This is a genomic window from Pseudonocardia hydrocarbonoxydans, assembly GCF_006539565.1.
Taxonomy (GTDB): Bacteria; Actinomycetota; Actinomycetes; order Mycobacteriales; family Pseudonocardiaceae; genus Pseudonocardia; species Pseudonocardia hydrocarbonoxydans.
In genome coordinates this window covers 225,009-248,113 of record NZ_BJNG01000016.1, presented here as the reverse complement: position 1 = coordinate 248,113, position 23,105 = coordinate 225,009, and the positions used below count along the sequence as shown (strand labels likewise).

The 23,105-nt window shown below is 73.8% G+C and carries 27 protein-coding genes; 13 read left to right on the top strand and 14 right to left on the bottom strand.

Annotated features, from left to right (window positions below):
• Position 1: 1 nt before the first annotated feature.
• Together PHY01_RS27525 and PHY01_RS10935 are read right to left on the bottom strand one after the other, a co-directional pair.
• Positions 2 to 598 carry a Dps family protein gene (locus PHY01_RS27525; protein ID WP_141278461.1) on the bottom strand — a complete coding sequence of 199 codons (597 nt, stop codon included), beginning with the start codon at positions 596 to 598 and terminating at the stop codon, positions 2 to 4.
• Between the two features lie 56 nt (positions 599 to 654).
• Positions 655 to 957, bottom strand: a complete 303-nt coding sequence (locus tag PHY01_RS10935) for a putative quinol monooxygenase (RefSeq protein WP_141278460.1) — start codon at positions 955 to 957, stop codon at positions 655 to 657.
• 288 nt (positions 958 to 1,245) lie between these two features.
• Here PHY01_RS10935 and PHY01_RS10930 point away from each other — a divergent pair, with 288 nt between their 5' ends.
• Positions 1,246 to 1,659, top strand: coding sequence for a GlcG/HbpS family heme-binding protein (locus PHY01_RS10930; protein WP_141278459.1), 414 nt, complete (start codon positions 1,246 to 1,248; stop codon positions 1,657 to 1,659).
• 117 nt (positions 1,660 to 1,776) lie between these two features.
• On the opposite strand, the gene PHY01_RS10925 is transcribed toward PHY01_RS10930, so the two are convergent.
• Complete coding sequence (locus tag PHY01_RS10925; protein WP_141278458.1) at positions 1,777 to 2,034, bottom strand: WhiB family transcriptional regulator; 258 nt, start codon at positions 2,032 to 2,034, stop codon at positions 1,777 to 1,779.
• Positions 2,035 to 2,247: 213 nt separating this feature from the next.
• Between PHY01_RS10925 and PHY01_RS10920 the strand changes: the two genes are divergently transcribed.
• Positions 2,248 to 3,285 carry an alpha/beta hydrolase gene (locus PHY01_RS10920; protein ID WP_141278457.1) on the top strand — a complete coding sequence of 346 codons (1,038 nt, stop codon included), beginning with the start codon at positions 2,248 to 2,250 and terminating at the stop codon, positions 3,283 to 3,285.
• A gap of 34 nt (positions 3,286 to 3,319) precedes the next feature.
• Positions 3,320 to 3,595 (top strand): hypothetical protein, encoded by a 276-nt coding sequence (locus PHY01_RS10915; protein ID WP_141278456.1) that lies wholly within the window; start codon positions 3,320 to 3,322, stop codon positions 3,593 to 3,595.
• A gap of 3 nt (positions 3,596 to 3,598) precedes the next feature.
• On the opposite strand, the gene PHY01_RS10910 is transcribed toward PHY01_RS10915, so the two are convergent.
• A complete protein-coding gene (locus tag PHY01_RS10910; RefSeq protein WP_141278455.1) occupies positions 3,599 to 3,886 on the bottom strand; it encodes a DUF1905 domain-containing protein in 288 nt (95 codons plus the stop codon).
• Positions 3,887 to 3,904: 18 nt separating this feature from the next.
• Here PHY01_RS10910 and PHY01_RS10905 point away from each other — a divergent pair, with 18 nt between their 5' ends.
• The 5 genes from PHY01_RS10905 (at position 3,905) to PHY01_RS10885 (ending at position 8,721) form a co-directional block, all read left to right on the top strand.
• Positions 3,905 to 4,951: an Atu2307/SP_0267 family LLM class monooxygenase gene (locus tag PHY01_RS10905; RefSeq protein WP_141278454.1), complete on the top strand. Its 1,047-nt coding sequence runs from the start codon at positions 3,905 to 3,907 to the stop codon at positions 4,949 to 4,951.
• Entirely contained in the window at positions 4,948 to 5,457 is a 510-nt protein-coding gene (speG, locus tag PHY01_RS10900; RefSeq protein ID WP_246085825.1) for a spermidine N1-acetyltransferase, read from the top strand. The genes PHY01_RS10905 and speG overlap by 4 nt, the downstream gene beginning before the upstream one ends.
• A gap of 40 nt (positions 5,458 to 5,497) precedes the next feature.
• A complete protein-coding gene (locus PHY01_RS10895) occupies positions 5,498 to 6,142 on the top strand; it encodes a response regulator transcription factor (protein WP_141278453.1) in 645 nt (214 codons plus the stop codon).
• Positions 6,142 to 7,482 carry a sensor histidine kinase gene (locus PHY01_RS10890; RefSeq protein WP_141278452.1) on the top strand — a complete coding sequence of 447 codons (1,341 nt, stop codon included), beginning with the start codon at positions 6,142 to 6,144 and terminating at the stop codon, positions 7,480 to 7,482. The genes PHY01_RS10895 and PHY01_RS10890 overlap by 1 nt, the downstream gene beginning before the upstream one ends.
• A gap of 87 nt (positions 7,483 to 7,569) precedes the next feature.
• On the top strand, positions 7,570 to 8,721 hold the full coding sequence (locus tag PHY01_RS10885; protein ID WP_141278451.1) for a carboxylate--amine ligase: 1,152 nt from the start codon (positions 7,570 to 7,572) through the stop codon (positions 8,719 to 8,721).
• Here PHY01_RS10885 and PHY01_RS10880 read toward each other — a convergent pair.
• From PHY01_RS10880 to PHY01_RS10870, 3 genes are read right to left on the bottom strand one after another with little or no spacing between them, the layout of a single operon-like run.
• Complete coding sequence (locus PHY01_RS10880; RefSeq protein WP_141278450.1) at positions 8,718 to 10,181, bottom strand: GDSL-type esterase/lipase family protein; 1,464 nt, start codon at positions 10,179 to 10,181, stop codon at positions 8,718 to 8,720. The genes PHY01_RS10885 and PHY01_RS10880 overlap by 4 nt on opposite strands.
• A 50-nt stretch (positions 10,182 to 10,231) precedes the next feature.
• A complete protein-coding gene (locus tag PHY01_RS10875) occupies positions 10,232 to 10,579 on the bottom strand; it encodes a TraR/DksA family transcriptional regulator (protein ID WP_141278449.1) in 348 nt (115 codons plus the stop codon).
• Positions 10,576 to 11,193, bottom strand: a complete 618-nt coding sequence (locus tag PHY01_RS10870; protein ID WP_141278448.1) for a TetR/AcrR family transcriptional regulator — start codon at positions 11,191 to 11,193, stop codon at positions 10,576 to 10,578. Before PHY01_RS10870 ends, PHY01_RS10875 begins: the two co-directional genes overlap by 4 nt.
• Positions 11,194 to 11,312: 119 nt before the next feature.
• Here PHY01_RS10870 and PHY01_RS10865 point away from each other — a divergent pair, with 119 nt between their 5' ends.
• Positions 11,313 to 12,104: an SDR family NAD(P)-dependent oxidoreductase gene (locus PHY01_RS10865; protein WP_141278447.1), complete on the top strand. Its 792-nt coding sequence runs from the start codon at positions 11,313 to 11,315 to the stop codon at positions 12,102 to 12,104.
• 10 nt (positions 12,105 to 12,114) lie between these two features.
• The gene (locus PHY01_RS10860; protein WP_141278446.1) at positions 12,115 to 13,659 is read left to right on the top strand and encodes an AMP-binding protein; all 1,545 of its coding nucleotides are present in this window, start codon (positions 12,115 to 12,117) and stop codon (positions 13,657 to 13,659) included.
• A 62-nt stretch (positions 13,660 to 13,721) separates the two neighbouring features.
• Here the strand turns inward: PHY01_RS10860 and PHY01_RS10855 are convergent, their stop codons facing one another.
• The 4 genes from PHY01_RS10855 to PHY01_RS10840 all read right to left on the bottom strand — a co-directional run bounded on the left by PHY01_RS10855 (position 13,722) and on the right by PHY01_RS10840 (position 18,025).
• Positions 13,722 to 14,246, bottom strand: a complete 525-nt coding sequence (locus tag PHY01_RS10855; RefSeq protein ID WP_141278445.1) for a DUF3558 family protein — start codon at positions 14,244 to 14,246, stop codon at positions 13,722 to 13,724.
• 73 nt (positions 14,247 to 14,319) lie between these two features.
• Positions 14,320 to 15,582, bottom strand: a complete 1,263-nt coding sequence (locus PHY01_RS10850; protein ID WP_141278444.1) for a geranylgeranyl reductase family protein — start codon at positions 15,580 to 15,582, stop codon at positions 14,320 to 14,322.
• A gap of 272 nt (positions 15,583 to 15,854) precedes the next feature.
• The gene (locus tag PHY01_RS10845; RefSeq protein WP_141278443.1) at positions 15,855 to 17,009 is read right to left on the bottom strand and encodes a fatty acid desaturase family protein; all 1,155 of its coding nucleotides are present in this window, start codon (positions 17,007 to 17,009) and stop codon (positions 15,855 to 15,857) included.
• A gap of 11 nt (positions 17,010 to 17,020) precedes the next feature.
• Entirely contained in the window at positions 17,021 to 18,025 is a 1,005-nt protein-coding gene (locus tag PHY01_RS10840) for a ferredoxin reductase (protein ID WP_141278442.1), read from the bottom strand.
• A gap of 62 nt (positions 18,026 to 18,087) precedes the next feature.
• Here PHY01_RS10840 and PHY01_RS10835 point away from each other — a divergent pair, with 62 nt between their 5' ends.
• A complete protein-coding gene (locus PHY01_RS10835) occupies positions 18,088 to 18,855 on the top strand; it encodes a MerR family transcriptional regulator (protein WP_141278441.1) in 768 nt (255 codons plus the stop codon).
• 256 nt (positions 18,856 to 19,111) lie between these two features.
• Here PHY01_RS10835 and ilvA read toward each other — a convergent pair whose 3' ends face one another.
• A complete protein-coding gene (ilvA, locus tag PHY01_RS10830) occupies positions 19,112 to 20,359 on the bottom strand; it encodes a threonine ammonia-lyase IlvA (RefSeq protein ID WP_141278440.1) in 1,248 nt (415 codons plus the stop codon).
• A 190-nt stretch (positions 20,360 to 20,549) separates the two neighbouring features.
• Between ilvA and PHY01_RS26425 the strand changes: the two genes are divergently transcribed.
• Positions 20,550 to 20,717 (top strand): hypothetical protein, encoded by a 168-nt coding sequence (locus PHY01_RS26425; protein ID WP_170183752.1) that lies wholly within the window; start codon positions 20,550 to 20,552, stop codon positions 20,715 to 20,717.
• Between the two features lie 25 nt (positions 20,718 to 20,742).
• Here PHY01_RS26425 and PHY01_RS10825 read toward each other — a convergent pair whose 3' ends face one another.
• Positions 20,743 to 21,084 carry a UBP-type zinc finger domain-containing protein gene (locus PHY01_RS10825; RefSeq protein ID WP_141278439.1) on the bottom strand — a complete coding sequence of 114 codons (342 nt, stop codon included), beginning with the start codon at positions 21,082 to 21,084 and terminating at the stop codon, positions 20,743 to 20,745.
• Positions 21,085 to 21,163: 79 nt separating this feature from the next.
• On the opposite strand from PHY01_RS10825, the gene PHY01_RS10820 reads away from it, so the two are divergent.
• Positions 21,164 to 22,045 (top strand): oxygenase MpaB family protein, encoded by an 882-nt coding sequence (locus PHY01_RS10820; RefSeq protein ID WP_141278438.1) that lies wholly within the window; start codon positions 21,164 to 21,166, stop codon positions 22,043 to 22,045.
• A gap of 3 nt (positions 22,046 to 22,048) precedes the next feature.
• Here the strand turns inward: PHY01_RS10820 and PHY01_RS10815 are convergent, their stop codons facing one another.
• Entirely contained in the window at positions 22,049 to 23,101 is a 1,053-nt protein-coding gene (locus PHY01_RS10815; RefSeq protein ID WP_141278437.1) for a LacI family DNA-binding transcriptional regulator, read from the bottom strand.
• Positions 23,102 to 23,105 lie beyond the last annotated feature (4 nt).

Genomic DNA, 23,105 nt, shown 5'->3' with positions numbered 1-23,105 from the left:
CTCACCGACCCTCGCGCTCGTCGAGGCGCACCAGTGGCGTATCGACCAGATGCTCGGCCAGGAACCAGGCCTGCAGCTCGCCGGTCCGGATGACCTCGGACACCAACAGGTCGTTCGTGCCGTCGTCGCCCAGGGCACCGACCCGCGAGGCGGCGTCGTGCGCGTCGATGAGGATCTGCTCGTGCCCCTCCAGCAGCCGCGACAGCATCGCCGGGACCGCCTCCACACCGTCCGGGGCGCGGGGGATGCGGGTGATCTCGGCGACGTGCCTCGGGTCGCCCACCGCGACACCGCCCAGGCTCTGCACCCGTTCGGCCAGCGAGTCGATGATGACCAGCTGTTCGCCCGCGTGCTTGTCGAGCAGCAGGTGCAGGGAGTAGAAGGTGGGCCCGCGCATCAGCCAGTGGTGCTTCTTGTAGTGCGCGTAGAGGATCTGCGAGTCGGCGAGTATCCGGTTGACCCGCTGGCACGAGTAGCCGCGGGCGTCCGCGGACAGGCCGAGGGGGAACTGCCGCACGGTGCCGTAGGCCTGCACCTCCACACCGTGCTGGTGCAACCAGGGCTGGCTGTGCCTCGGGCGGTCGGACGTGGTGGTCATGGGATCTCCCAGGTCGTCGGGGACGCTCCTCGGCCGGAGCGCCCGAGGCACACCGGTCAGGGCAGCTTCGACGCCACGACGTCGAGCTGCTGGATGTCGGGCGCCTTCGCGAAGAGCTCGTCGGCGCGCTCCCCGAGCGCCTGCCCGACCTTGCCCTGCAGGTGGGCGGTGCGGCCCGCGTCGTCGGGGAAGAAGTCGACGATCGCGTAGGTCGAAGGTCCGAGCTGGACGGCGAACCAGGCCACCGTGGCCGGTTCCTCCCCGACCAGCGAGCGCCCGGCCTGGAGGAACTCCTCGACGTCGGACTCCTTGCCCGGCTGCGCCTCCAGCGTCACGAACAGTCCCTTGGTGACCGACATGATTCTCTCCTCCGGGTGGGTCCGACTTCGGTTCTCGATCTCTGTGGAGATCAGCATCGGGGGTGCGGTCGGCCACGGCATCCGCCCGTCAGGCCGGATCTCGCCGGTGTCGTTGGGCGTGCCGGGCCAGGTCGCGGCGACGCGGAGCGACCGGTGCTCCGGGTCGATCTGTCGTGCGCATCCGACGGTGCAGCTTTCGGCCCGGCAGGCGGAGGTGCGGGGGATCGGCGCTGGACAGCCTGGGCCGGCACGCATCGGGGGAACCCTCACAACGGACGGGACGTCGCCATGACCCTCAAGTACGAATCGGTCTCCCTGGAAGACGCTCGGCGGATCATCGCCGCCGGGGAGGCCAAGGCCGGCGAGATCGGCCAGCCCAGCAACATCGCCGTGGTCGACGTGGGCGGGAACCTCGTCGCGCACGTCCGGATGGACGGGGCGTGGATCGGGAGCGTCGACATCTCCATCAACAAGGCCTTCACGTCCCGGGCGTTCGACATCACCACCGCGGACCTCGGGGTGAACGCCTGTCCCGGTGCGCAGTTCTTCGGGATCAACGTCTCCAACGGCGGCCGCGTGATGATCTTCGCGGGCGGTGTCCCGCTGCGGCTGGGCGACCGGGTCGTCGGGGCCGTGGGCGTCAGCGGTGGCAGCGGCGAGCAGGACCAGACCGTGGCCGACGCCGCTTCGGCGGCATTCTGACGGACGCCCGCGCACGCCGCGCACGCCGCGGAGCGTGGAACCCGCCCCCCGTCCCGGGTCCTCCCGGAACGGGGGGCGGTGTCTCGTGTCGCACCGCTGCGGTGCCGGCGGCGGGGATCAGGCCGCGCCCTGCTCGGCCTGCCGGCGCCTGCTCCGGCGGAGCTCCCGGCGCTCGCCCGCGTCGAGTCCTCCCCAGACCCCGTCGGCCGACGCGTGGACCTGGGCCCAGCTCAGGCACTCCGGGGCGACGGGACAGCGCCGGCAGACCTCCTTGGCCCGGACCGCCTGACGGTCGGCGACCACTCCGACACCGGTCGGGAAGAAGATCTCCGGGTCGACGTCTCGGCACGCCGCGTGGTCCAGCCAGCTGGTCATGGGGCGATGCTCCGTCCACGGCCCCCGCCCGGTCCTCGGCCTGGCAGTGCCAACCCGACGGCCGCGGTCGGTCCGGCAGAGCGGGCCGTCGCCACGGCCCCGCCCGCGCGACCCCGGTGCCCGAACAGGTGAACCCGGCCCGTCACCGCATCGGCGCGGCTCAGGAAGCGTTGAGTGAGCGAACCGCTCCCCAGCGAAACCCGAGGATGCCCCATGCGCCGCCACATCGCCTTGATAGCCGCACTCGGTGCGGCGGTCACCGCCACGGTCACCGCCGCGCCCCTCGCCATGGCCGACGGCCAGGTCGTCGAGGTGCCGATCTCGTTCTCGGTGCAGAACACGAACACCACGACCGTGCCCTGCCCGTCCGACGGCGCGGAGTACACGGTGCGCGGCACGCTCGTCGCGCCCGCGGAGGCCGTCGAGTCCGGGGGAGCGGTGTCGCTGCTGCTGCACGCGGTGACCTTCGACCAGGACTACTGGCAGTTCGACGGCGTGGAGGGCTACAACGTCGCCCGGCAGCTCGCCGAGGAGGGCCACGCGATCGTCGCGGTCGACCGCCTCGGCTACGGCGAGAGCGACCGCCCCGCCGGGCTCGACACCTGCTTCGGCTCCGAGGCCGACGTCGCCCACCAGATGGTGCAGGCGCTGCGCACCGGCGACTACGAGCTGGACAAGGCCAAGGCGCCCGCGTTCGACCGCGTCTACCTCGGCGGGTCGTCGGTCGGTGGGCTGATCTCGAACCTCACCGCCTCGCACTACGGCAACGTCGACGGCGTGCTGAACTTCGCCTGGGGCGACTTCGCGGCCTCCCCGTACGCCGCGGCGGAGGTGGCCGACGTCTCGCGGCGCTGCCTGCTGGGCGGTGACCCGGGCGCGGAGCCGCACTACGCGGTGTTCGCGAAGGACAGCATCGACACCTTCTACTTCAACAGCGCCGAGCAGGCCGTCCGCGACGCCGTGCCGGCCCCGAACGCCGACCCGTGCGGCCAGCTGCTCTCCCTCGGCCCGGCATTGACGGTCGACAGCCTGCTGCTCGCCCGCATCGACGTGCCAGTGCTCGTCCAGTTCGGTGACGCCGACGCGATCTTCCCGCCCCCGGCCGCCGAGCTCCAGGCCGCCCGCTACCTGGGCAGCCCCGAGGTGACGAAGTCGATCATCGCCGACGCGTCGCACTACCCGGTGCTGGAGGCGAACCACGAGCAGGTCGTCGCCGACGTCGACGCCTGGCTGGACGCCCGCAACAGCTGAGCGCGGGACGTCCCGGGGGGCCTAGCCTGCACGGATGCAGAGTCCGGCAGGATCGGCCGTCCGGGACGTCCTCAACGCCTGGAACCCGATCGGCGTCATCGAGCACGGCGTACCGGCCGACGAGTACGACTGCCTGATCGCCCCGCTCCTGCGGCGGCTCGCCGCCGGCGCGGACGCCGCCGGGATCGCGGCCTTCCTGCGTGCGGAGCTGGCGGGGCACTTCGGGCTCGACCCCGACCCCCTCGACCCCGACCCCGACCCCCTCGGCGTCGACGCGGTGGCGACCAGGCTCGCGGCGCTGGGCCGGTGACCGTCAGAGGTCGACCGTCAGCCCGACCTGCACGACGTCGCCGAGGTCGATCCGCTCGGCCCGGCGGATCGCCGCCTTCAACGGCACGACGTAGCGCCCGTCCTTGGGCCACAACGCCGTCGTCCACGCGGTGGCGCCGATCCGGGCGTGCACCGGGATCATGCCCCAGCCGTAGGTGACGAGCGTGGACGCCGACTCCAGCGCGGCCGACTCCGGATCGGGCACGGTGACGAAGTACCACGGCGCCGGACCCCTCCAGTGCCACACCTCACCGGCGAACCCGAGTTCCATGCGGCCAGGATGGGAACCATGCACATCGGGATCGACAGCTTCGTCTCCGCCGTCACCGACCCGCACACCGGTGAGGTGGTGAGCCCGGCGGACCGGGTGGCGCACCTGCTCGAGGAGGTGCAGCGCGCCGACGAGGTCGGGCTCGACTCCTTCGGCATCGGCGAGCACCACCGCAGCGAGTACTACGACTCGGCCCCGGCGATCCTGCTCGCCGCGGCCGCGGCGCGGACCAGCCGGATCCGCCTCAACAGCGCCGTCACCGTGCTCAGCGCCGACGATCCCGTCCGGGTGTTCCAGGACTTCGCCACCCTCGACCTCGTCTCGCGCGGGCGGATGGACATGGTCGTCGGGCGCGGGTCGTTCACCGAGGCGTTCCCGCTGTTCGGGCTGTCGCTGCGCGACTACGACTCGCTGTTCACCGAGAAGCTCGACCTGCTGCTGCGCATCCGCGAGTCGCCGACGGTCACCTGGTCCGGGCGGCACCGGCCCCCGCTGACCGGGCAGGGCGTGTACCCGCGGCCGCTGCAGGACCCGCTGCCGATCTGGCTGGGCGTCGGCGGCACCCCGGAGTCGTTCGTCCGGGCCGGGGTGCTGGGCCTGCCCCTGATGGTGGCGATCATCGGCGGCGAGCCGCACCGGTTCCGCCCGCTGGTCGACGCCTACCGCGAGGCCGGCCGCCGCGCCGGCCACGACGCCGCGGCGCTGAAGGTCGGCCTGCACGTGTTCGGCTACGTCGGCGACACCGACCAGCAGGCGAAGGACCTGTTCTACCCGGGCTGGTCGGAGATCTTCACCAAGATCGCCCGCGAGCGCGGGGGACCGCCGCCCACCCGCATGGCCTACGAGGCCACCACCGGCCCGACCGGCGCCTACTTCATCGGTGACGCCGAGACCGTGGCCACGAAGATGCTGGCCGTCTCCGACGCGCTCGGCGGCGTCGACCGGATCTCCCTGCAGATGACGAACGTGCGCCTGGCCCACGAGGACCTGCTGCACGGCATCGAGCTGCTCGGCACGGCCGTGGCGCCCGCCGTGCGGGCGCGGTCGGCCGGCACGGCGCCGTGACCATCCGCCTGCGGGCCCTCGAGCGCGACGACCTCGGGTTCGTGCACGCGCTCAACAACGACTCGCGGATCATGTCCTACTGGTTCACCGAGCCCTACGAGGCGCTGGTGGAGCTGCGCGACATCTACGACCGGCACGTCCACGACAACCGGGAGCGCCGGTTCGTCATCGAGGCCGACGGCGAGCCGGCCGGGATCGTGGAGCTGGTGGAGATCGACTACATCCACCGCGGCGCCGAGTTCCAGATCATCGTGCACCCCGCCCACCAGGGCCGCGGGTACGCCCGCGAGGCCACCCGCAGGGCGTTGGACTACGCCTTCGCGGTGCTGAACCTGCACAAGGTGTACCTCGTCGTCGACGTCGAGAACGCCGCGGCCATCCACGTGTACCGCACGGTCGGCTTCGTGACCGAGGGCGAGCTGCGGGAGGAGTTCTTCGCCGACGGCCGCTACCGCAACGCCCTGCGGATGGGGATCCTGCAGCACGAGCACCTCGATCCGGGGTAGCTCACACGGACGTGTCGGCGGGGCTCCGTACGCTGGTCGGGTGTCTCTCCCGTGCAGCGACGGCCCGCGGCGTGCGGTCCTGGTGCTCGACGACCACCGCGCGTTCACCGACACGCTGCGGATCGCCCTCGACCTGCACGCCGACCTGCACTGCGTCGCCGTCGCCCACACCCTCGCCGACGGGCTGGCCCTCGCCGCGACGACCGACTTCGACGTGGCACTGGTCGACCTCCAGCTGCCCGACGGCAGCGGGATCGACGCGATCGGGCGGTTGCGGGAGCTGCGCCCGCACGCCCGCGTCGTCATGCTGACCGGCTACCCCCGCTCCGCGCCCGCCGCCCGGGCGATCGCGGCCGGTGCCGTCGCGTTCCTGGCCAAGGAGGGCGCGCTCGAGGAGATCCTGCACGCGATCCGGTACGCCGACGCGGCGAGCCCGATCGTCACCCCGGCGGCGCGGGTGGACCGCTCGGGCGGGATCCGGCTCACCCCCCGGGAGGCCGACGTCCTGCGCGGCCTGGGCGACGGCCACGACGCCCGGCAGGTGGCCCGGGCGCTGGGCATCTCGGTCCACACCGCCCGTGACCACATCCGGGCGATCATGGCCAAACTCGGTACCCACACCCAGCTCGACACCGTGGTGACCGCGGGCCGGCTCGGTCTGGTCGACCTGGGCGGGCGGTCCTGATGCCCGCCCCGCCGTTGCGCCGCTCCGTCCAGCGCGCACTGGTGCGGCACGCGCTGCTCACCGCGGTCGTCGCGGCCGTGCTGGGCGGGCTGCTGGTCGTCGGCGTCTGGCGGGTCGCGGAGGCCGAGGGGCATGCGACGGCGCGGCTGGTGTCCGAACAGGCCGCGGGCGGCCTGACGGCGTCACTGGCGGAGATCGACTTCCGGAGCCCGCAGGCCACGCGGCACGACGTGCTGCTGGCCGACCTGGCCCCGTTCCTGGAGGCCGGCATCATCCACCGGGTCAAGGTGTGGATCGTCGACGGCGACCGGAGCACGGTGGTCTTCTCCGACGAGCCCCGCATCGAGGGTGAGTCCGGCGTGCTCGACCCCGACCTTGCCCGGCGGGTCGACGCGGGCGAGATGGTCTCCCTGCGCCTGCCCGACGACGACGAGCACCGCTACGAGATCGCCGCCGGCATGCCGTTGATCGAGGTCTTCACCGGCTTCACCGACGCCGCGGGCAACCAGATGCGGCTGGAGATCTACGTGCCCTTCGACGTCGCGGCGACCACGCGGGGCACCGCGGCCGTGCTCCTGCCGATGACCCTGGCCGGCCTGCTGGCGCTGGGGATCGCGACGGTCCCGCTGTCGGTCTCGCTGGCCCGCCGCATGGAGCGCGACCGTGACGAGCACCGGGCCGCGCTGCGCTACGGGCTCGCGGCCTCGGACCGGGAGCGCGGCGAGCTGGCCCAGCAGCTGCACGACGGCGTGATCCAGGACCTCGCCGGAGCGGGGATGCTGCTGCAGGCGATCCGGTCGGCCGGTGGCTCCCGGACCGTCCTCGACGGCCGGCCCGGCCTCCTGGAGGAGGCCCAGCGGCTCGTCGAACAGGACGTCCGCGAGCTGCGCGACCTGGCCTCCAGCCTGCTGCCGAGCACGTTCGGCGCCGCCGACCTGCGGGCCGCCCTCACCGACCTGGTGGCCCAGCTGCGCGGCGGGGGCGACACCGCGGTGGCCGTCGAGGTCGAGAGCACCGGCCTCGGTGACGACACCGCGGCCCTGCTGCACCGCATCTCGCGCGAGCTGCTGCGCAACGCCTTCCGCCACAGCGGGGCCTCCCGGATCGACGTCCGGGTGGTGCCGACCGGCCGGGGGCTCGTCCTCACCGTCTCCGACGACGGCGTCGGCTTCGACCCGGGCTCGGCCCCCGAGGGCGGGCACATCGGCCTGCGGCTGGTGCGGCGCGCGCTGGAGGAGGCGGGCGGCGAGCTGACCGTCACCAGCGCCGCAGGCGCGGGGACCACCGTGACGGCCACCTTCCCCGCCGGGGCGGTGCTGGACCGCTCCCCTCAACTCTAGGGAGATACGGATCGCGGCGGGCTGCCTACCGTCAGGGGGAGCGCGCCCGATCCGGGTGCTGCGACGCACTACGCACCGAGGACCACCATGGCACTGCCCCGTCTCGTCGTGCTCCACCCGAACGACGGGTGCCTGACCATGGCCAGGGCGCTGGCCAGGCGGGGCGTCGAGACCCACGTCCTGCCCGCCCCCGACTACCGCTGGGTCCTGCGCAGCCGCGCGGTCACGGGACGGGTCCTGCCCGACGTCCGCCGACACCCCGAGTCCTGGCTCGCCGAGCTGAACGGCATCGGGGACGCCGTCGTGCTCAGCGGCTCCGACGCCGCGACCGAGTTCCTCACCGAGCACCGCGCCGACCTCGCGCCCGGCCTGCGGACCTTCGAGTCGGCGGACCGCGTGCACGTCGACCTGATGGACAAGCAGCTGCTCTACCGCACGGCGGAGCTGGCCGGGGTCCGCGCACCCTGGATGCGCCACGTCGCCACCCGCGCCGACCTCGACCGGCACCTGGACCAGCTGACCTACCCCTGTGTGCTCAAGCCGACGCTGGGGCACCTGGCCAAGGAGCTGGTCGGCGTGGGCACCGTCCGGATCGACGGGCGCGCGCAGCTGCTCGAGCACGCCGTCCGGTTGCTGGATCTGGGGGTCGCGCTGCTGGTCACCGAGCTCGTCCCCGGGCCGGAGACCGCGCTGGAGGGCAGCGTCGCCGTGCGCGACCGCCACGGCGCGTACCGGCTGGAGTACGGCCGCCGCAAGCTCCGCCAGTGGCCGCTGGACTACGGGGTCGCCTCGCTCATGGAGTCCGCCGACGTCCCGGAGACCCTGAAGATCAACCGCCGGCTGCTGGACCACACCGGCTACGTGGGCATCTCGGCGTGCGAGACCAAGCGGCACGCCGACACCGGCGAGCTGTACCTCATCGAGATCAACGTGCGGGTGCCGGGCAGCTTCGGCCTGTCGCAGGCGTGCGGGGTGGACGGGCCGTGGCGGCTCTACGCCACGCTCGCCGACCTGCCCCTCGAACCGCAGCCCGCCCAGATCGACGGGCGCAAGGTGATGCTGCCGCACAAGGAGGTGGCCGCCGTGGCCGCGCGGATGCGGGCGCGGCAGACGACGCTGCGCGAGGTCGGGCGCAGCTGGCGGGGCACCCGGGACACCGGCGCCCTCGCCCTGCGCGACCCGCTCCCGGCCCTCGCGCTGCTGGCCCAGCTCGCGCGCAAGGTGGCCGGTCGCGGCTAGCGCCCTCCCGCGGCGATCTCGTCCAGGAACTCCTGCGGGATCGACTCGGCCATGACCCGGTACCCGGCGTCGTTGGGGTGCAGGTTGTCCAGCGCGTCGTACTGCAGCGCGATCCAGTCCGGGATCAGCGGGTCGCGGATGACGGCGTCGAAGTCGATCACGCCGTCGAAGACCTCGCGGCCCTCGGTGCGCAGCCACTCGTTGACGGCGTTGCGCTCGGCCACCTGCGACGGGGCGGAGTAGACGCCGTAGGGCGCCGGGCGCAGCAGGTTGCCGGCCGGGGTGAGGGTGCCGATGTAGATCGGGACGCCCGCGGCGTGCACCCGGTCGGCGATCTCGCGGTAGGCCGCGATGAGGTCGTCCGCGGTGGCCGGGGCGCCCTGCAGGACGGCCGTGCCCAGGTCGTTGATGCCCTGCAGGAAGATCACGCCGCCCAGGTTCGGCTGGGCGAGGATCTGCTCGTCGATCCGCGAGAGCGCCGACGGCCCGATGCCGTCGCCGGTGACGCGGCCGCCGCTGATCGCCTGGCTGGTCACGGACAGGTGCTCGGTGGCGGGGTCGGCCTTGAGCCGGCGGGCCAGGACGTCGGGGTAGCGGCTGTCGGTGTTGCCGGTGGACAGGAACCCGTCGGTGATGGAGTCGCCGAACGTGACGAGGGTGCGGTCGCCGGGCTCGCCCTCGACGTGCACGCCGGTGGCGTAGTACGAGGCGGTGGTGAACGTCGAGGTGTAGTTGTTCAGCACGACCCCGCGCTCGGCGAAGGCCCCGTCGCCCTCGGCCGCGGTCGCGTCGCCGGGGGCGGTGAAGAAGGTCTGCATGTGGTTGCCGTGCACCGTGGCCGCACCGTTCCCGGCGGGCACGAACATGCTCAGCACCAGGTGGTCGAACGCCTCGGTGTCGAGGTCGACCGGGTCGCTGAGCACGGTGGCACCCGGCGGGATCGTGACGGCGGGCTCGCCGTCGAAGGTGAGGTCGCGCTGCGTGCCGGGCTCGACCGCCGCGCCGGAGTCGCCGTCGCGGACGCCGACCGTCACCGCAGGGAACGTCGCGTCGCGGTCACCGAACTCGTTGGACAGCTGCACCCGCACCGCGCTGCCGCCGTGGTGCAGGTAAAGGACCTGGCGGACGGTCTCGTCGGTGAACGTGGTGGGCGGGGGCACGACGTCCTGCACCGCGTTGACCTGCTGCGTGCCGGAGAACGTCTCGGCGCCGAAGTCGCCCAGGGTCGAGGGGCCCTGCGGCGCGGCCGACCAGGCCGAGACCCAGTCACCGTCGTCGGGTGCCGCGGCCGCCCGCGGCGCGACCGCCGGGACGGCGAGGGTCGCGGCCGTCAGCACGACGGCGGCACCCCCGACGATCGCGAGACGCGCGCGGCGGCCCAGGCCTGCGAGACGATGCTGAGCGGTCGACACCTGGCCGTCCTCCTCGACGGTCGGGTGACCGGCGGTCCGGTCACTCACCGGACCAACGGGACCGTTCGGCCCGCCGATACGCGACTTTCGGGTGAAGGTCAGCGACGGCGACGCGACGCGCAGGCGATGCAGGTCTCGGTGGCGGGGAGCGCGTCGAGGCGTTCGGGGGCGATGGGCCCCCCGCAGACCGCGCACCGGCCGTAGGTGCCCGCGGCGAGCCGTGCGGCGGCGCGGTCCAGCGCCTCGATCTCCTCGCGTGCGCCGGCGAGCAGGCCCTGCAGCTGGGCGCGCTCGAACCCGATGGTCACGCCCTCGGGGTCGTGCTCGTCGTCGTGGGTGGTGTGCGCCTGCTGCTCGGCCAGTCCCTGGACCTGCCGGCTCAGCGCGGCGGCGCGCTCGACCGCCGCCGCGCGTGCGGCGGCGATGTCGGCCGCCCGGTCGGTCACGGGGGGAACAGCCGGTCGAGGAGTCCGAGCACGCGGGCGCGCAGGTCGTCGGCGGCGGTGGGGGAGCCGGCGAAGTGCCGGAGCAGGGCCTGCTGGAACAGGCCGTCGAACAGGGCGTAGGTCATGGCGGACGGGGCGGGCGCCGGCCGGTCGCGCAGCTCGCCGTAGCGGCCGACGATCCGGTCGATCATGCGCTCCAGCGTGGCGTCGATGTCGAGCACGTCGGCGCGGAAGGACTCCTCGAACAGCGCCTGCGAGCGCAGGTCGTACCAGAGCCGGTGCATCCGGGCGTCCTCGACGAGCGTGGCTACCAGCCCGTCGGCGAAACCCTGCGCGAGACCCTCGGGGGTGCGTGCGGTGGCCACGATCCGGTCGTAGCGCAGCACGCACGCCGCCTTGTACTGCCGCACGCAGTAGGTGATCAGGTCGACCTTGTCGCGGAAGTAGTAGTGCAGGACGCCGTGGCTGAAGGCCGAGTTCTGGGCGATCTCGCGCAGGCTCGTGCGGGCGTAACCGAGCTCGGACAGCGTGACCAGCGCCGCGTCCGCGAGCTCGCGGCGGCGCTCCTCGAACCGGTCGACCCGCTGGGGCTCGACCTTCGCTGCGGTGGCCATGTCCGGGCGAGAGTACCCCGCGAGCTGCTCTGGACAGTCGTCCAGGAAGTCCTTGACAGTCGTCAAGGTCCACTTCTAGGTTGTGGTCCGCATCACCGGCGATGGCGAGAGGACGACGGATGAGCACGTTCGATCTGACGGGGAGGCGCGCGCTGGTCACCGGCGGCGCCCGCGGGCTGGGCGCCGGGATGGCGCAGGCGCTGACGGCGGCGGGGGCCCGGGTGATGATCGCCGACGTGCTCAAGGACCTGGGCGAACAGACCGCGGCGGGCCTGGACGGCGGGGGCTTCGTGTCGCTCGACGTCACCAACGACGGCGAGTGGGAGGCCGCGGTCGCGCACACCGTCGCCGAGCTCGGCGGGCTCGACATCGTCGTCAACAACGCGGGGATCGAGGTCACGCAGCTGATCGTCGACACCGACCCCGACGAGATCCGCAGGATGCTCGAGGTCAACGTCCTGGGCACCATGCTCGGGCTCAAGCACGGCCTGCGGGCCATGCGCCCGGGCGGCGCGGCGGGCAACGGCGGCTCGATCATCAACATCGCCTCGGTCGCGGCCACCATCGCGTTCCCCGCCATCGCGGGGTACTCGGCCACCAAGTCCGCGGTCGACCGGCTCACCCGCGTCGCCGCGATGGAGGCCGGCAAGCTCGGCTACGGCGTGCGCGTCAACTGCATCTACCCCGGTCTCGTCGCCACCGACATGGGCGTCAAGCTGGCCGTGGAGACCAGCGGACTCGGGCTGTTCGAGAGCCCGGAGGCCGCCGTCGGCGCCGTCGTCGAGCTGACGCCGTCGGGCCGGCTGGGCGAGGTCGCCGACATGGCCGACGCGGTGGTCTTCCTGGCCTCGGACGCGTCGCGGTTCGTCAACGGGGCCGGGCTGCCCGTCGACGGCGGCATGGGGATGTGAGGCCCCCCTCATGAGTCTGGCCAGATACCTCGACAAGGGGGCGTCGCTCGGACGCGACGCGCCCTGTCTGGTCATGGGGTCGACGACGCTGACCTACGGCGACGTCGTCGACCACAGCCACGCCGTCGCCCGGGCGCTCGCGCGCTCGGGCGTGGCGGCGGGGGACAAGGTCGGGATCCTGTCCGGCAACGACCCCGTCGCGTTCGCCACGGTGTTCGGGATCGCCCGCCGGGGCGCGGTGTGGTGCCCGATCAACCCGCGCAACGGCGCGGCCGAGAACGCGGAGCTGCTCGAGCTGTTCGACTGCGTCGCGCTGTTCCACTCCCGCGCCTACGCCCCGATGGTCGCGGAGATGGACCTGCCGCGCGTCACCACGGTGGTGTGCCTCGACGAGCTGGACGGCTGGCTCGCCGACGGCGTCGACGTCCCCGCGGACGTCCCCGACGACACGGTCATGATCGTCGGGACCGGCGGCACGACCGGGCGGCCCAAGGGCGTGCAGCTCACCGACCGCGCGATCGAGACGATGACGGCGCTGGCGCTGATGGGCTACCCCTTCGGCGCCGATGCCGCCTCCGCGGGAGGGAGCGCGTCGGCGGGGGGCCGGCCGGTCTACCTCGCGATGGCCCCGCTCACGCACGCGGCCGGGGTGCTCTGCTTCCCGGTGATGGCGCTGGGCGGGCAGATCGTCGTGATGCCCGCCCCCGACGTCGGCGGGTTCCTGGAACACGTCGAGCGGCACCGCGTCACGCACACGTTCCTGCCGCCGACGCTGATCTACATGCTGCTGGCGCACGAGGCACTCGCGTCCACGGACCTGAGCTCGTTGCAGTGCTTCTGGTACGGGGCGGCGCCGATGTCGCCCGCGCGCCTGGAGCAGGCGCTCACCGACATCGGGCCGGTGATGGCGCAGCTGTTCGGCCAGTCCGAGGCGCCGATGTTCGTCTCGATGATGGCCCCACGCGACCACTTCCTGCCCGACGGGTCCGTCGCGCGGCACCGGCTGGCCTCCACCGGGCGGCCCGGCCCGCTGGTCACCGTCGGGATCATGGCGTCGGACGGGTCGCTGCTCGGCACGGGGGAGCGCGGCGAGATCGTGGTCCGCAGCTCGCTGGTGATGGCCGGGTACTACAAGAACCCGGAGGCGACGGCCGAGGCGTCGGCGCACGGCTGGCACCACACCGGCGACATCGGCTACCTCGACGACGAGGGCTACCTGTTCGTCGTCGACCGGGCCAAGGACATGATCATCACGGGCGGGTTCAACGTCTACTCGGCGGAGGTGGAGCAGGCGCTGATGGCGCACGAGGCCGTCCGCGACTGCGGCGTGGTGGGGCTGCCCGACGACAAGTGGGGCGAGCGGGTGGTGGCCGTGGTCCAGCCGCAGCCCGGGGCGCAGGTCGACCCGGGCGAGGTGATCGCGTTCGTCAAGGCGCGCATCGGCAGCGTCAAGGCGCCCAAGCAGGTCGAGATCTGGCCGGACCTGCCGCGCTCCACCGTCGGCAAGGTGCTCAAGACCGACATCAAGGACCGGCTGCGCGCGGCCGGCGGCTGACGGGGCGTCCCCGCCGGCCCGGTGGTCCCCCCACGAACCACCGGGGCGGCGTGGCGCACCGCTCAGCCGAGGTCGTCGCGGATCTGGCGGGCGAGCACGACGGCCGCGTCGAGGTCGCCGCCGCTGCTGCTGCGCACCACCTGGGTGAGGCAGTCACGGGTGTCGGCGACGAACTGGACGCTGCCGCTGTTCGCGCCGAACTCGCGCATCTCGTCGGGCAGGGGCCGCTCCGGGCCCAGCGCGGGCTCCCACTCCGGCAGGCCGTTGACGGCGGTCCCGGTCTGCCCGCAGTCGATCGACACCGAGTAGTAGTTGTCCGGGTTCTCCCACACGCAGCCCCCGCCGTTGCTGTTCGGCGCGCTGCTCGGGGTGCCGCCGTCGTGGGGGCCGATGAGCTCCTCCACCTGGCCGGCGGGGAGCAGCGCGCAGGCGTCGAGCGGCTCGGTGCTGCCCGCCTCCTGGGCCGCGGAGGCCGGCGACGACGCGGTGCCGGCGGCGGGGTCGACGGGCCGCTGGCAGCCGGTGCCGAGCAGGGCGAGCAGCGCTGCGGCACCGATGGCGGCGGCGATGCGGGGAGAGGTGGTCATCGTGGTCTCCGGGTGGCTCGGGGGGATGTCACCTGGAGGAGTCGCGGTGGGCCGCGGAAGTTACACCCGATCCTCAGCCGGTGCGCAGGTCGGCCGCGGGGAACGGCGGCCGGTCGTCGAGCCGCAGGCTCAGCCGCCCGGCGGCGCGCCACGCGCGGGCGGTGAGGTCACGGTCGGCGTCGGTGACGAGGTTGCCCATGACGCGCAGCGCCACCGTCATCAGCGCCCGCGACCGCATCCCGACCGGGCCCGCCAGCGGCAGCAGCCGCGGCAGCGTCAGCAGGCCCGCGAGCCGTCGCGCGATGGAGAACGCCTGGCCGTAGTGGGTGCGCAGGGTGGCGGGCCAGGCCACGGACAGGTCGCGGTCCTGGGCGATGAGCTCGGCGACCAGGCGCCCGGTCTCCAGGCCGTAGTCGATGCCCTCGCCGTTGAGCGGGTTGACGCAGCCCGCGGCGTCGCCGATCAGGGCCCAGTTGCGGCCCGCGACGTGCGACACCGCGCCACCCATCGGCAGCAGCGCCGACATCGGGGCGCGCACCGGGCCGTCGAGCTGCCAGTCCTCGCGGCGGGCGTCGGTGTAGTGCTCGATGAGCGACCGCAGCCGGATCTGCGCGGGGCGCTTCGCGGTGGCGAGCGTGCCGACGCCGATGTTGACCTCGCCGTCGGAGAGCGGGAACACCCAGCCGTAGCCGGCGAGCACCTCGTCCTGCTCGCCGCGCAGCTCCAGGTGCGAGGAGATCCACGGGTCGTCGCTGCGGCCCGAGCGCACGTACCCGCGCGCGGCGACGCCGTAGGCGGTGTCCTTGTGCCACTCGCGGCCCAGCACGCGGCCAAGGGTGGAGCGCGCGCCGTCGGCGACGACCAGGCGCTCGCAGCCGATCGTCGCGCCGTCGTCGAACACGACGCCGGTGACACGGTCGCCGTCGCGCACGACGTCGACCGCCTTCGCGCCCTCGACGGGCGTGGCCCCCTCCTTGAGCGCGACGTCGCGGATGCGGGCGTCGAGCTCCAGCCGGGGGACGGCGCCGCCGTGGTCGGGCAGCGACCCGCCGGGCCACGGCAGCTCCAGCACCTGCCCGAACCCGGTGGCCCGCAGACCGCGGTTGGTGCCGTGGGCGCGGACCCAGTCGCCGAGGCCGAGCTTCTCCAGCTCCGCGATGGCGCGCGGGGTGAGGCCGTCGCCGCAGGCCTTGTCACGGGGGAACACGGCGGCGTCGGCGAGGACGACGTCGCGCCCGTGCCGCGCGGCCCACGCGGCGGCGGCCGCACCCGCCGGCCCGGCCCCCACCACCAGCACGTCGGTGGAGGTGGGGGCGGGGGCGTCAGGCACGGACATGGCTCCCAGTATCCCGGCGGGCGGGGCCCCCGGCTCGCCCACCGGGCGCGACCCCCGTCTCACCCACCCGCGAGTCCCCCGTCCCCGTCGCGCGAGTCCCCCCGATCACGTCCGCGAGTCCCCCCGATTGCGCCCGCGAGTCCCGAGGTGCCTGCGCGGAGATCGGGGGACTCGCGGACGGAGGTCGGGGGACTCGCGCGCGGAGATCGGGGGACTCGCGCGCGGAGGTCGGGGGACTCGCGGACGGAGATCGGGGGACTCGCGCGCGGGGGTCAGCGACTCGCGGGCGGGGATCCGGCGACCCGCGGGGGGAGGGCCAGGCGGTTGATCGTGCGCAGGACCTGCCCGTACTGCTTCCACAGCGGGCCGGTCGTGTACTCCAGGCCGTACTCCGCGCACAGCGCGCGGACCTCCGGGGCGATCTCGGCGTAGCGGTTGCTGGGCAGGTCGGGGAACAGGTGGTGCTCGATCTGGAAGCTCAGGTTGCCCGTCATCAGATGGAACAGCGGGCCGCCGTCGAGGTTGGCCGAGCCGAGCATCTGGCGCAGGTACCACTGCCCGCGGGTCTCGTCGGCCAGCTGCTCCTCGGTGAACTGCACCGCGCCGTCCGGGAAGTGCCCGCAGAAGATGATCGCGTGCGACCACAGGTTGCGCACCAGGTTCGCCGTGGCGTTCCCGGCCAGCACCGGCAGGAAGAACGGGCCGGCCAGCGCCGGGAACACCAGGTAGTCCTTGGTGAACTGCCGGCGCATCTTGCGCCCGATCGCCTTGAGCTGCGGCCAGATCGACTTCAGCGACTTCTCCCCCGAGGCGATCTTCTCCGCCTCCAGGTCGTGCAGCGCCACGCCCCACTGGAAGAACGTGGCGAGCAGCGCGTTCCACAGCGGGTTGCCCAGGTAGTAGGGCCGCCAGGGCTGCTCGTCGGACATCCGCAGGATCCCGTAGCCCACGTCACGGTCGCGGCCGACGACGTTGGTGTAGGTGTGGTGCTCGTAGTTGTGGGTGTACTTCCACGCCGCGGCGGGGCTGGTGTTGTCCCACTCCCAGGTGGTGGAGTGGATCTTCGGGTCGCGCATCCAGTCCCACTGGCCGTGCATGACGTTGTGGCCCAGCTCCATGTTCTCCAGGATCTTCGACGCCGCGAGCATCGCGGTGCCGGCGACCCAGGCGGGCGGCAGGACCCCGGCGAACAGCAGCGCGCGGCCGCCGATCTCCAGGTAGCGCTGCTTGCGGATCACGGAGTGGATGTAGGCGGCGTCGTCGGCGCCCCGGGAGGCGACGACCCGGTCGCGGATCGCGTCCAGGCGCCTGCCCAGCTCCTCCACCTGCGCGGCGGTGAGCCCGGCGGCCACCGGCGACGGGCGGGAGGCGACGGTGCGCACGGGCGGGGTGGGGGTGCCGGTGGGGGTGTCGAGGACGGCGGTCATGGGGTGGCTCCTCACGTGGTCGGGAGGTCGAGACGGGCGGTGCCGGTGGCGCCGCTGATGCAGGTCTGGACGAGGTCGCCGGGCTCGCCGTGGATCTCGCCGGTGCGTAGGTCGCGCACCTGGCCGTCGCGCAGCGGGAGCACGCAGCTGAAGCAGATGCCCATGCGGCAGCCACTGGGCAGCAGCACCCCGGCGTCCTCGCCGGCCTCGAGCAGGCTGGCGCCGCCGTCGACGTCGACCTCGCGGTCGCCGAAGCACACGGTGCCGCCCTCGCCGCCCGCCGAGCGGGCCGGCGGGGTGAAGCGCTCCACGTGCAGCCGGTCGAGGTGGTCGGCCCAGTGGGCGGTGGCCGCGTCGAGCAGCCCGGCCGGGCCGCAGACGTAGGCCTCGCGCTCGCGCCAGTCCGGGCACCGGACGTCGAGCTCGGCGAGGTCGAGCCGGCCCTGCTCCCCGGTGTGCCGGACGACGGCGCCGCGCGCCCGCAGCTCGTCGGCGAAGATCACCCCGTCGGCGGTGGGGGCGCTGTGCAGCACGACCACGTCGGGATGGTCGCCCAGCGTCCGCAACATGCTCATGACGGGCGTGATCCCGCTGCCCGCGGTGATCATCAGCAGCTTCGACGGCACGGGGGAGGGCAGCACGAAGTCGCCCGCGGCCGGCTCCAGGCGCACGATCGTGCCGACCGGCGTGGCGTCGACGAGGTGCCGGGAGACCAGCCCGTCCGCCACGGCCTGCACGGTGATCGTGATGTCCTGCCCGCCCTCGGGCCCGGACAGCGAGTAGGTGCGCCAGTGCCGCACCCCGTCGACGTCGACGCCGATGCGCACGTACTGGCCCGCGCGGTGCCCGGTCCAGGCGCGGCCGGGACGGATGACGAGGGTGGTGGCGCGCGCGGTCTCGCGGCGGACGGCGACGACCCGGCCACGCAGCTCGGTGGTCGACCACAGCGGGTCGACCAGCGACAGGTAGTCCTCGGGGAGGAGCGGGGTGGTCAGTGCGACCAGCGCCTTGAACATGACATCAGTTCAGCACAATTTGATGTCACATAGCAACCGGGGGCCCTGCTAGTCTGTGTCACATGTTCGAGGACGATGACGATGTCGAATGGCGGACCATCGACGAGCTGGCCCGCGTCAGCGGCGTCACCGTCCGCAACATCCGGGCCTACCAGGCCCGCGGCCTGCTGCCCCCGCCGCAGGTCCGGGCCCGCACCGGCTACTACGGGCCGGGTCACGAGGCCCGCCTGGACCTGATCAAGGAGCTGCAGGGCGAGGGCGTCAAGCTCGACGTCATCAGGAAGCTGCTCGACACCACCGGCGGCTCCACCGAGCAGGTCGTGCGCTTCATCCGCACGGTCCGCAGCCTGTTCGCCGTGGAGGACCGGCAGATCGTCACGCTGGCGGAGCTGGTGGAGCGGTTCTCCGAGACCGACCCCAACCTGGTGAAGCGGGCGCAGAAGATGGGCCTGCTCACCGAGATCGCGGACGGCCAGTACGAGGAGACCAGCCCGCGGCTGATGGCCGCGGCCCAGGCGATGACCGAGATGGGCATCCCGATGAGCCGCTCGCTCGACGTCGTCGACCAGCTGCGCCAGCACGCCGACGGCATCGCGAAGGTCTACGTCGACCTGTTCCTCGGCGAGGTCTGGCAGCCCTTCGACGCCGAGGGCCGCCCCGACGACCAGTGGCCGCGGCTCTACGAGGTGATCGGCAACCTGCGCAAGGTCTCCGGCGACGCCATGCTCGCGGTGCTGGAACTCGCGGTCGCCGAGCGGCTCGACGTCACCTTCGGGCGCGACATCGTCCGCAACGTCCGCACCAGCAGCAGGCCGCCCGTCGCCGACTGAGCGCCCGGACCGTCACGCGCGGACCGTCACGCGCGGCAGGTGGCCGAACCCCGGCCGCCATCCGTACCCAGCAGGCCCCCCGCGGGGGCCGATCGTCGCGCGTTCGGCCCCCCTCGCGCCTACCCTCGGGTACGCGCACCCACCTGGGGTGCCCCTCGGGGGTTGCGCACCGGCGGCCGCCGTGTGGTTGTCCCCTCCGCCCCGACGGCCGCCGGTCCGCCCGGGCGTTCGCACGCGGGGGCGGATGCGGTTCGGGTCACACCAGGAAGCGGTACGCCGTGGACCCCGGCGCCACCAGCTGGATCTTCAGCGGGCTGGCCTCCATGCGTTTCCACAGCGGCTCGTAGCCCTCGCGGCCGGCCAGCTCGATGCCGCACAGCGCCGCCCCGGTCTCGCGGTTGTCGCGCTTGACGTACTCGAACAGCACGATGTCGTCGTCGGGGCCGAGCACCTCGTCGAGGAAGCGGCGCAGCGCCCCGGGCTCCTGCGGGAACTCCACGAGGAAGTAGTGCTTGAGCCCCCGGTGCACCAGGGAGCGCTCCACGACCTCGGCGTAGCGGCTCACGTCGTTGTTGCCGCCGGAGAGCAGGCTGACGACGGTGGCGCCGGGCGGCAGGTCGAGCTCCTCGAGCGCGGCGCAGGCGAGCGCGCCCGCGGGCTCGGCGATGATGCCGTCGACCTGGTAGAGGTCGAGCATCTCGGTGCAGACCCGCCCCTCGTCGACGGTGACCAGCTCGGCGCCGCAGTCGCGCACCAGCGGGAAGCTGACGTCGCCGACGCGCCGCACCGCCGCGCCGTCGACGAAGGTGTCGAGGTCGACGAGCGTCTCCGGGGCACCGGCGGCCAGCGCGGCGGTCATGCTCGCCGCCCCCGCGGGCTCCACCCCGACCACCCGGACACCGGGGTGCCGCGCGGCCAGCCAGGTGCCGACGCCGGCGAGCAGCCCGCCCCCGCCCACCGGCACCACGACGACGTCGGGCTCGCGCGCGAGCTGGTCGAGCACCTCCACCGCGACGGTGCCCTGCCCGGCGATGGTGCGCAGGTCGTCGAAGGCGGGGACGACGGTGGCGCCGGTGCGGGCGGCGTACTCGGCCGCGGCGGCCGCGGCCTCGTCGTAGGTGTCGCCGTCGACGACGAGCTCGACCGCGCCGCCGCCCAGCGCCGCGATCCGCTCCCGCTTCTGGCGCGGGGTGGTGCGCGGCACGTGCACGCGGCCGCGCACGCCCAGGCGCGCGCAGGCGTAGGCGACGCCCTGGCCGTGGTTGCCCGCGCTCGCGCAGACCGCGCCTGCCGCCCGGGCCCCGGCGTCGAGACCGGCGAGCAGGTTGTAGGCGCCGCGCAGCTTGTAGGAGCGCCCGACCTGCAGGTCCTCGCGCTTGAGCCACACGTGGGCGCCGGTGGCGTCGGAGAGCCGGGCGCTGCGCTGCAGCGGGGTCGTGCGCGCGACGCCGGCCAGCCGGTGCGCGGCGTCGGCGACGGACGCGGCGAAGGCATCGGAGGTCACCGCCCGATCCTCCCCGGCGCCGCACGGCGGCCCGGAACGGGGTCACCCGACCAGGTCGTCTCACCGTGGGTTCACATGACCGTCACGATCCGTGGGCACCATGACCACCGTGACGACGAACGGTGACTAGCACGGCGGCTACGTCGCCGGCCGCTACCGCGACGGCTCGCTCAGCGACGGCTGGACCGACGTGGCGCGCTGCGCGCCCGGCACGTTCGTCCGCTACGTCGGGCGGTGCGCCTGCGGCTGGATCGGGCGTCCGCGGCCGGCCACGGCGTCCGGGGCGATGTCGGCACGCCGGGAGTGGTTCCTCGGGCACGTCACGACCCTCCCGCTGGAGGTACCCGCCCCGCGGTGAGCGGCCCGTCGACGGTGCGCCCGGGTCAGTGGACGTGCGCACGCCAGTCGGCGGGGACCCTCCCGGCCGGTCCGGGCACGGGCTGGTCGGCCGGGCGGTGCAGCGGCGGGGCGAGCTCCGGGCCCCGGGCGGCGGTGCCCGTCGCGTAGTCCCAGAACCAGCTCTCGCCCGGCTCGTAGCTGCGCACGACCGGGTGGCCGGTGGCCTTCCAGTGCGCGGTGGCGTGCTGGGCGGGGGAGGAGTCGCAGCAGCCGACGTGGCCGCACCGCGCGCACCGGCGCAGGTGCACCCACCAGCCGCCCGCGGCGTCGCAGTCGAGGCAGCCGGGCCCGCTGGGCGGGACGGTCGGGTCGATGTCCGTGTCCATGCCACCAGCATGGACCCGCACCGGTGACAGGGGACGGTCAGCGTTGACCGTATCCATGCGGGCGACCTAGCCTGCGCGCATGGATCGCCACCACTGGCTGCGTCGCATCGAGGAGCTCGACCCGGTCGCCGACGCCGTCGAGATCTACGGCATCAGTGCCACCCACGAGTTCCCGTGGGACTACAACCAGGCCCTGTCGTTCGCGCTGTTCCGCACCTACGCCGTGCCGAGCATCGGGAAGCTCCTGGCGTCCACCGGCGAGTTCACCGAGCGGGTCCAGAAGCGCTACGACGACACCGCCCTGATCCTCGACGCGGTGCTCGAGCACGGGCACGACAGCACCCAGGGCCGTGCGGCGATCCGGCGGATGAACCAGATGCACGGCGCGTACGACATCTCCAACGCCGACTTCCTCTACGTCCTGTCCACGTTCGTCGTCGTGCCGATCCGGTGGATCGACGACATGGGGTGGCGCCGGCTCTCCGAGCACGAGCGCATCGCCGCCGCGCACAACTACCGCAAGCTCGGCGCGCTGATGGGGATGAAGGACATCCCGGAGACCCACCGCGAGTTCGCGACCTACATGGACGACTACGAGCGCGAGCACTTCGGCTACGACCCGGGCGCCCGCGCCGTCGCCGACGCCACGCTGGCGCTGTTCACGACCTTCCCACCCAACCACCTCGCGCCCGCGAAGGTCGTCACCCGCTTCTCCTACGGCCTGATGGACGACGCCCTGCGCGCCGCCTTCCGCTACCCCCGCATCCCGGCGTGGGAGCAGCGCGCGGCCCGGGCCGCGGTGCGGGCGCGCAGCGCGGTGGTGCGCCGCATGGCGCCGCGGGCGGAGCCGAAGTACGCCCGCCAGCTGCCCAACGTCCGCAGCTACCCCGACGGCTACGACGTGGCCGCGCTCGGCACCTTCCCGCGGGGCTGCCCCGTCCCGCACACGCCCGCCTCGTAGCGGTCAGCGGGCCGGTGGTCCGGTCGTGGTGCCGATGCGCAGCGCCACCGGGAGCACGGTGTCGGCGGGGCGGGTCCCGTCGACGAGGTCCATCGCGGCCTGCGCGGCCCGGCGGCCCTTCTCGTCGGTCGGCTGGACGACCGTGGTGAGGCGGGTGGCGCCGAGCCAGTGCAGGTCGGCGCCGTCGAACCCGGCGACGCTGACGTCGCCCGGCACGTCCAGGCCCAGCTGCGCGGCGGCCTGGAGCACGCCGGCGGCGAGCACGTCGCTCTGCGCGAGCACGGCGGTGGGCCGTCGGGCGGGCGGGACGTCGAGCAGGACGCGACCGGCGTGCACCCCCTCGTCGACGGCGTTGCTGGCGGTCTCGAACGCCGGCACCGGCCCGAAGACCTCCTCGACACCCTCCAGCCGGTGCCGCACGTCGCGGTAGTGCGCGCGGGCGCGCCGGGCGGCGTCGACGGGGCCGCGCCGCCCGTCCAGGCGCAGCGGCATGGCGACGATCTCGACGCGGCGGTGGCCGAGCCCGTGCAGGTGGCGGGCGAGGTCGGCGGTGCCTGCGCGGTCGTCGACGTCGACGAGCACCACCCCGTCGACGACCGGCCCCTCGACGGCGACCACCGGGACGCCGCGGGCGAGCAGCAGGTCGAGCGCGGGGTCGTCCTCCAGGCCGCAGGTGGCGAAGATCGCGGCGTCGAGGGGGATGCGGGCGATCTGGGCGACCGACGGCCGGCCGGTGTCGCCGGCGAGCAGCAGCAGCCCGACGTCGTGGGCGCCGAGCACCTCGGTGATCCCGTCGAGCAGCTGGATCGCCACCGGGTCGCGGAAGGCGTAGAGCAGCCGCTCGCCGACGAACGCCCCGATGACGCCGCTGCGGCCGCGGCGCAGCGACGCCGCGATCGGGTCGGGGCCCGCGTAGCCCAGCTCGGCCGCGGCGGTGAGGACCCGCTCGCGGGTGGGGGGCGCGACGCGCGGGCTGCCGGAGAACGCCAGCGACGCCGTCGACGGTGACACCCCGGCGCGGGCGGCCACCGTGGCCAGGGTCGGGCGGGCGCTCACGGGC

Coding starts and splice junctions, on each gene's coding strand:
- PHY01_RS10820 (WP_141278438.1), top strand. CDS start 21,164: ATGGATCGCCACCACTGGCTGCGTCGCATCGAGGAGCTCGACCCGGTC.
- PHY01_RS10885 (WP_141278451.1), top strand. CDS start 7,570: ATGGCACTGCCCCGTCTCGTCGTGCTCCACCCGAACGACGGGTGCCTG.
- PHY01_RS10915 (WP_141278456.1), top strand. CDS start 3,320: ATGCAGAGTCCGGCAGGATCGGCCGTCCGGGACGTCCTCAACGCCTGG.
- PHY01_RS10825 (WP_141278439.1), bottom strand. CDS start 21,084: ATGGACACGGACATCGACCCGACCGTCCCGCCCAGCGGGCCCGGCTGC.
- PHY01_RS10935 (WP_141278460.1), bottom strand. CDS start 957: ATGTCGGTCACCAAGGGACTGTTCGTGACGCTGGAGGCGCAGCCGGGC.
- PHY01_RS10930 (WP_141278459.1), top strand. CDS start 1,246: ATGACCCTCAAGTACGAATCGGTCTCCCTGGAAGACGCTCGGCGGATC.
- PHY01_RS10835 (WP_141278441.1), top strand. CDS start 18,088: ATGTTCGAGGACGATGACGATGTCGAATGGCGGACCATCGACGAGCTG.
- PHY01_RS10905 (WP_141278454.1), top strand. CDS start 3,905: ATGCACATCGGGATCGACAGCTTCGTCTCCGCCGTCACCGACCCGCAC.
- PHY01_RS27525 (WP_141278461.1), bottom strand. CDS start 598: ATGACCACCACGTCCGACCGCCCGAGGCACAGCCAGCCCTGGTTGCAC.
- PHY01_RS10870 (WP_141278448.1), bottom strand. CDS start 11,193: ATGGCCACCGCAGCGAAGGTCGAGCCCCAGCGGGTCGACCGGTTCGAG.
- PHY01_RS10865 (WP_141278447.1), top strand. CDS start 11,313: ATGAGCACGTTCGATCTGACGGGGAGGCGCGCGCTGGTCACCGGCGGC.
- PHY01_RS10910 (WP_141278455.1), bottom strand. CDS start 3,886: ATGGAACTCGGGTTCGCCGGTGAGGTGTGGCACTGGAGGGGTCCGGCG.
- PHY01_RS10860 (WP_141278446.1), top strand. CDS start 12,115: ATGAGTCTGGCCAGATACCTCGACAAGGGGGCGTCGCTCGGACGCGAC.
- PHY01_RS10920 (WP_141278457.1), top strand. CDS start 2,248: ATGCGCCGCCACATCGCCTTGATAGCCGCACTCGGTGCGGCGGTCACC.
- PHY01_RS10925 (WP_141278458.1), bottom strand. CDS start 2,034: ATGACCAGCTGGCTGGACCACGCGGCGTGCCGAGACGTCGACCCGGAG.
- PHY01_RS10840 (WP_141278442.1), bottom strand. CDS start 18,025: ATGTTCAAGGCGCTGGTCGCACTGACCACCCCGCTCCTCCCCGAGGAC.
- PHY01_RS10890 (WP_141278452.1), top strand. CDS start 6,142: ATGCCCGCCCCGCCGTTGCGCCGCTCCGTCCAGCGCGCACTGGTGCGG.
- PHY01_RS10855 (WP_141278445.1), bottom strand. CDS start 14,246: ATGACCACCTCTCCCCGCATCGCCGCCGCCATCGGTGCCGCAGCGCTG.
- PHY01_RS10850 (WP_141278444.1), bottom strand. CDS start 15,582: ATGTCCGTGCCTGACGCCCCCGCCCCCACCTCCACCGACGTGCTGGTG.
- PHY01_RS10845 (WP_141278443.1), bottom strand. CDS start 17,009: ATGACCGCCGTCCTCGACACCCCCACCGGCACCCCCACCCCGCCCGTG.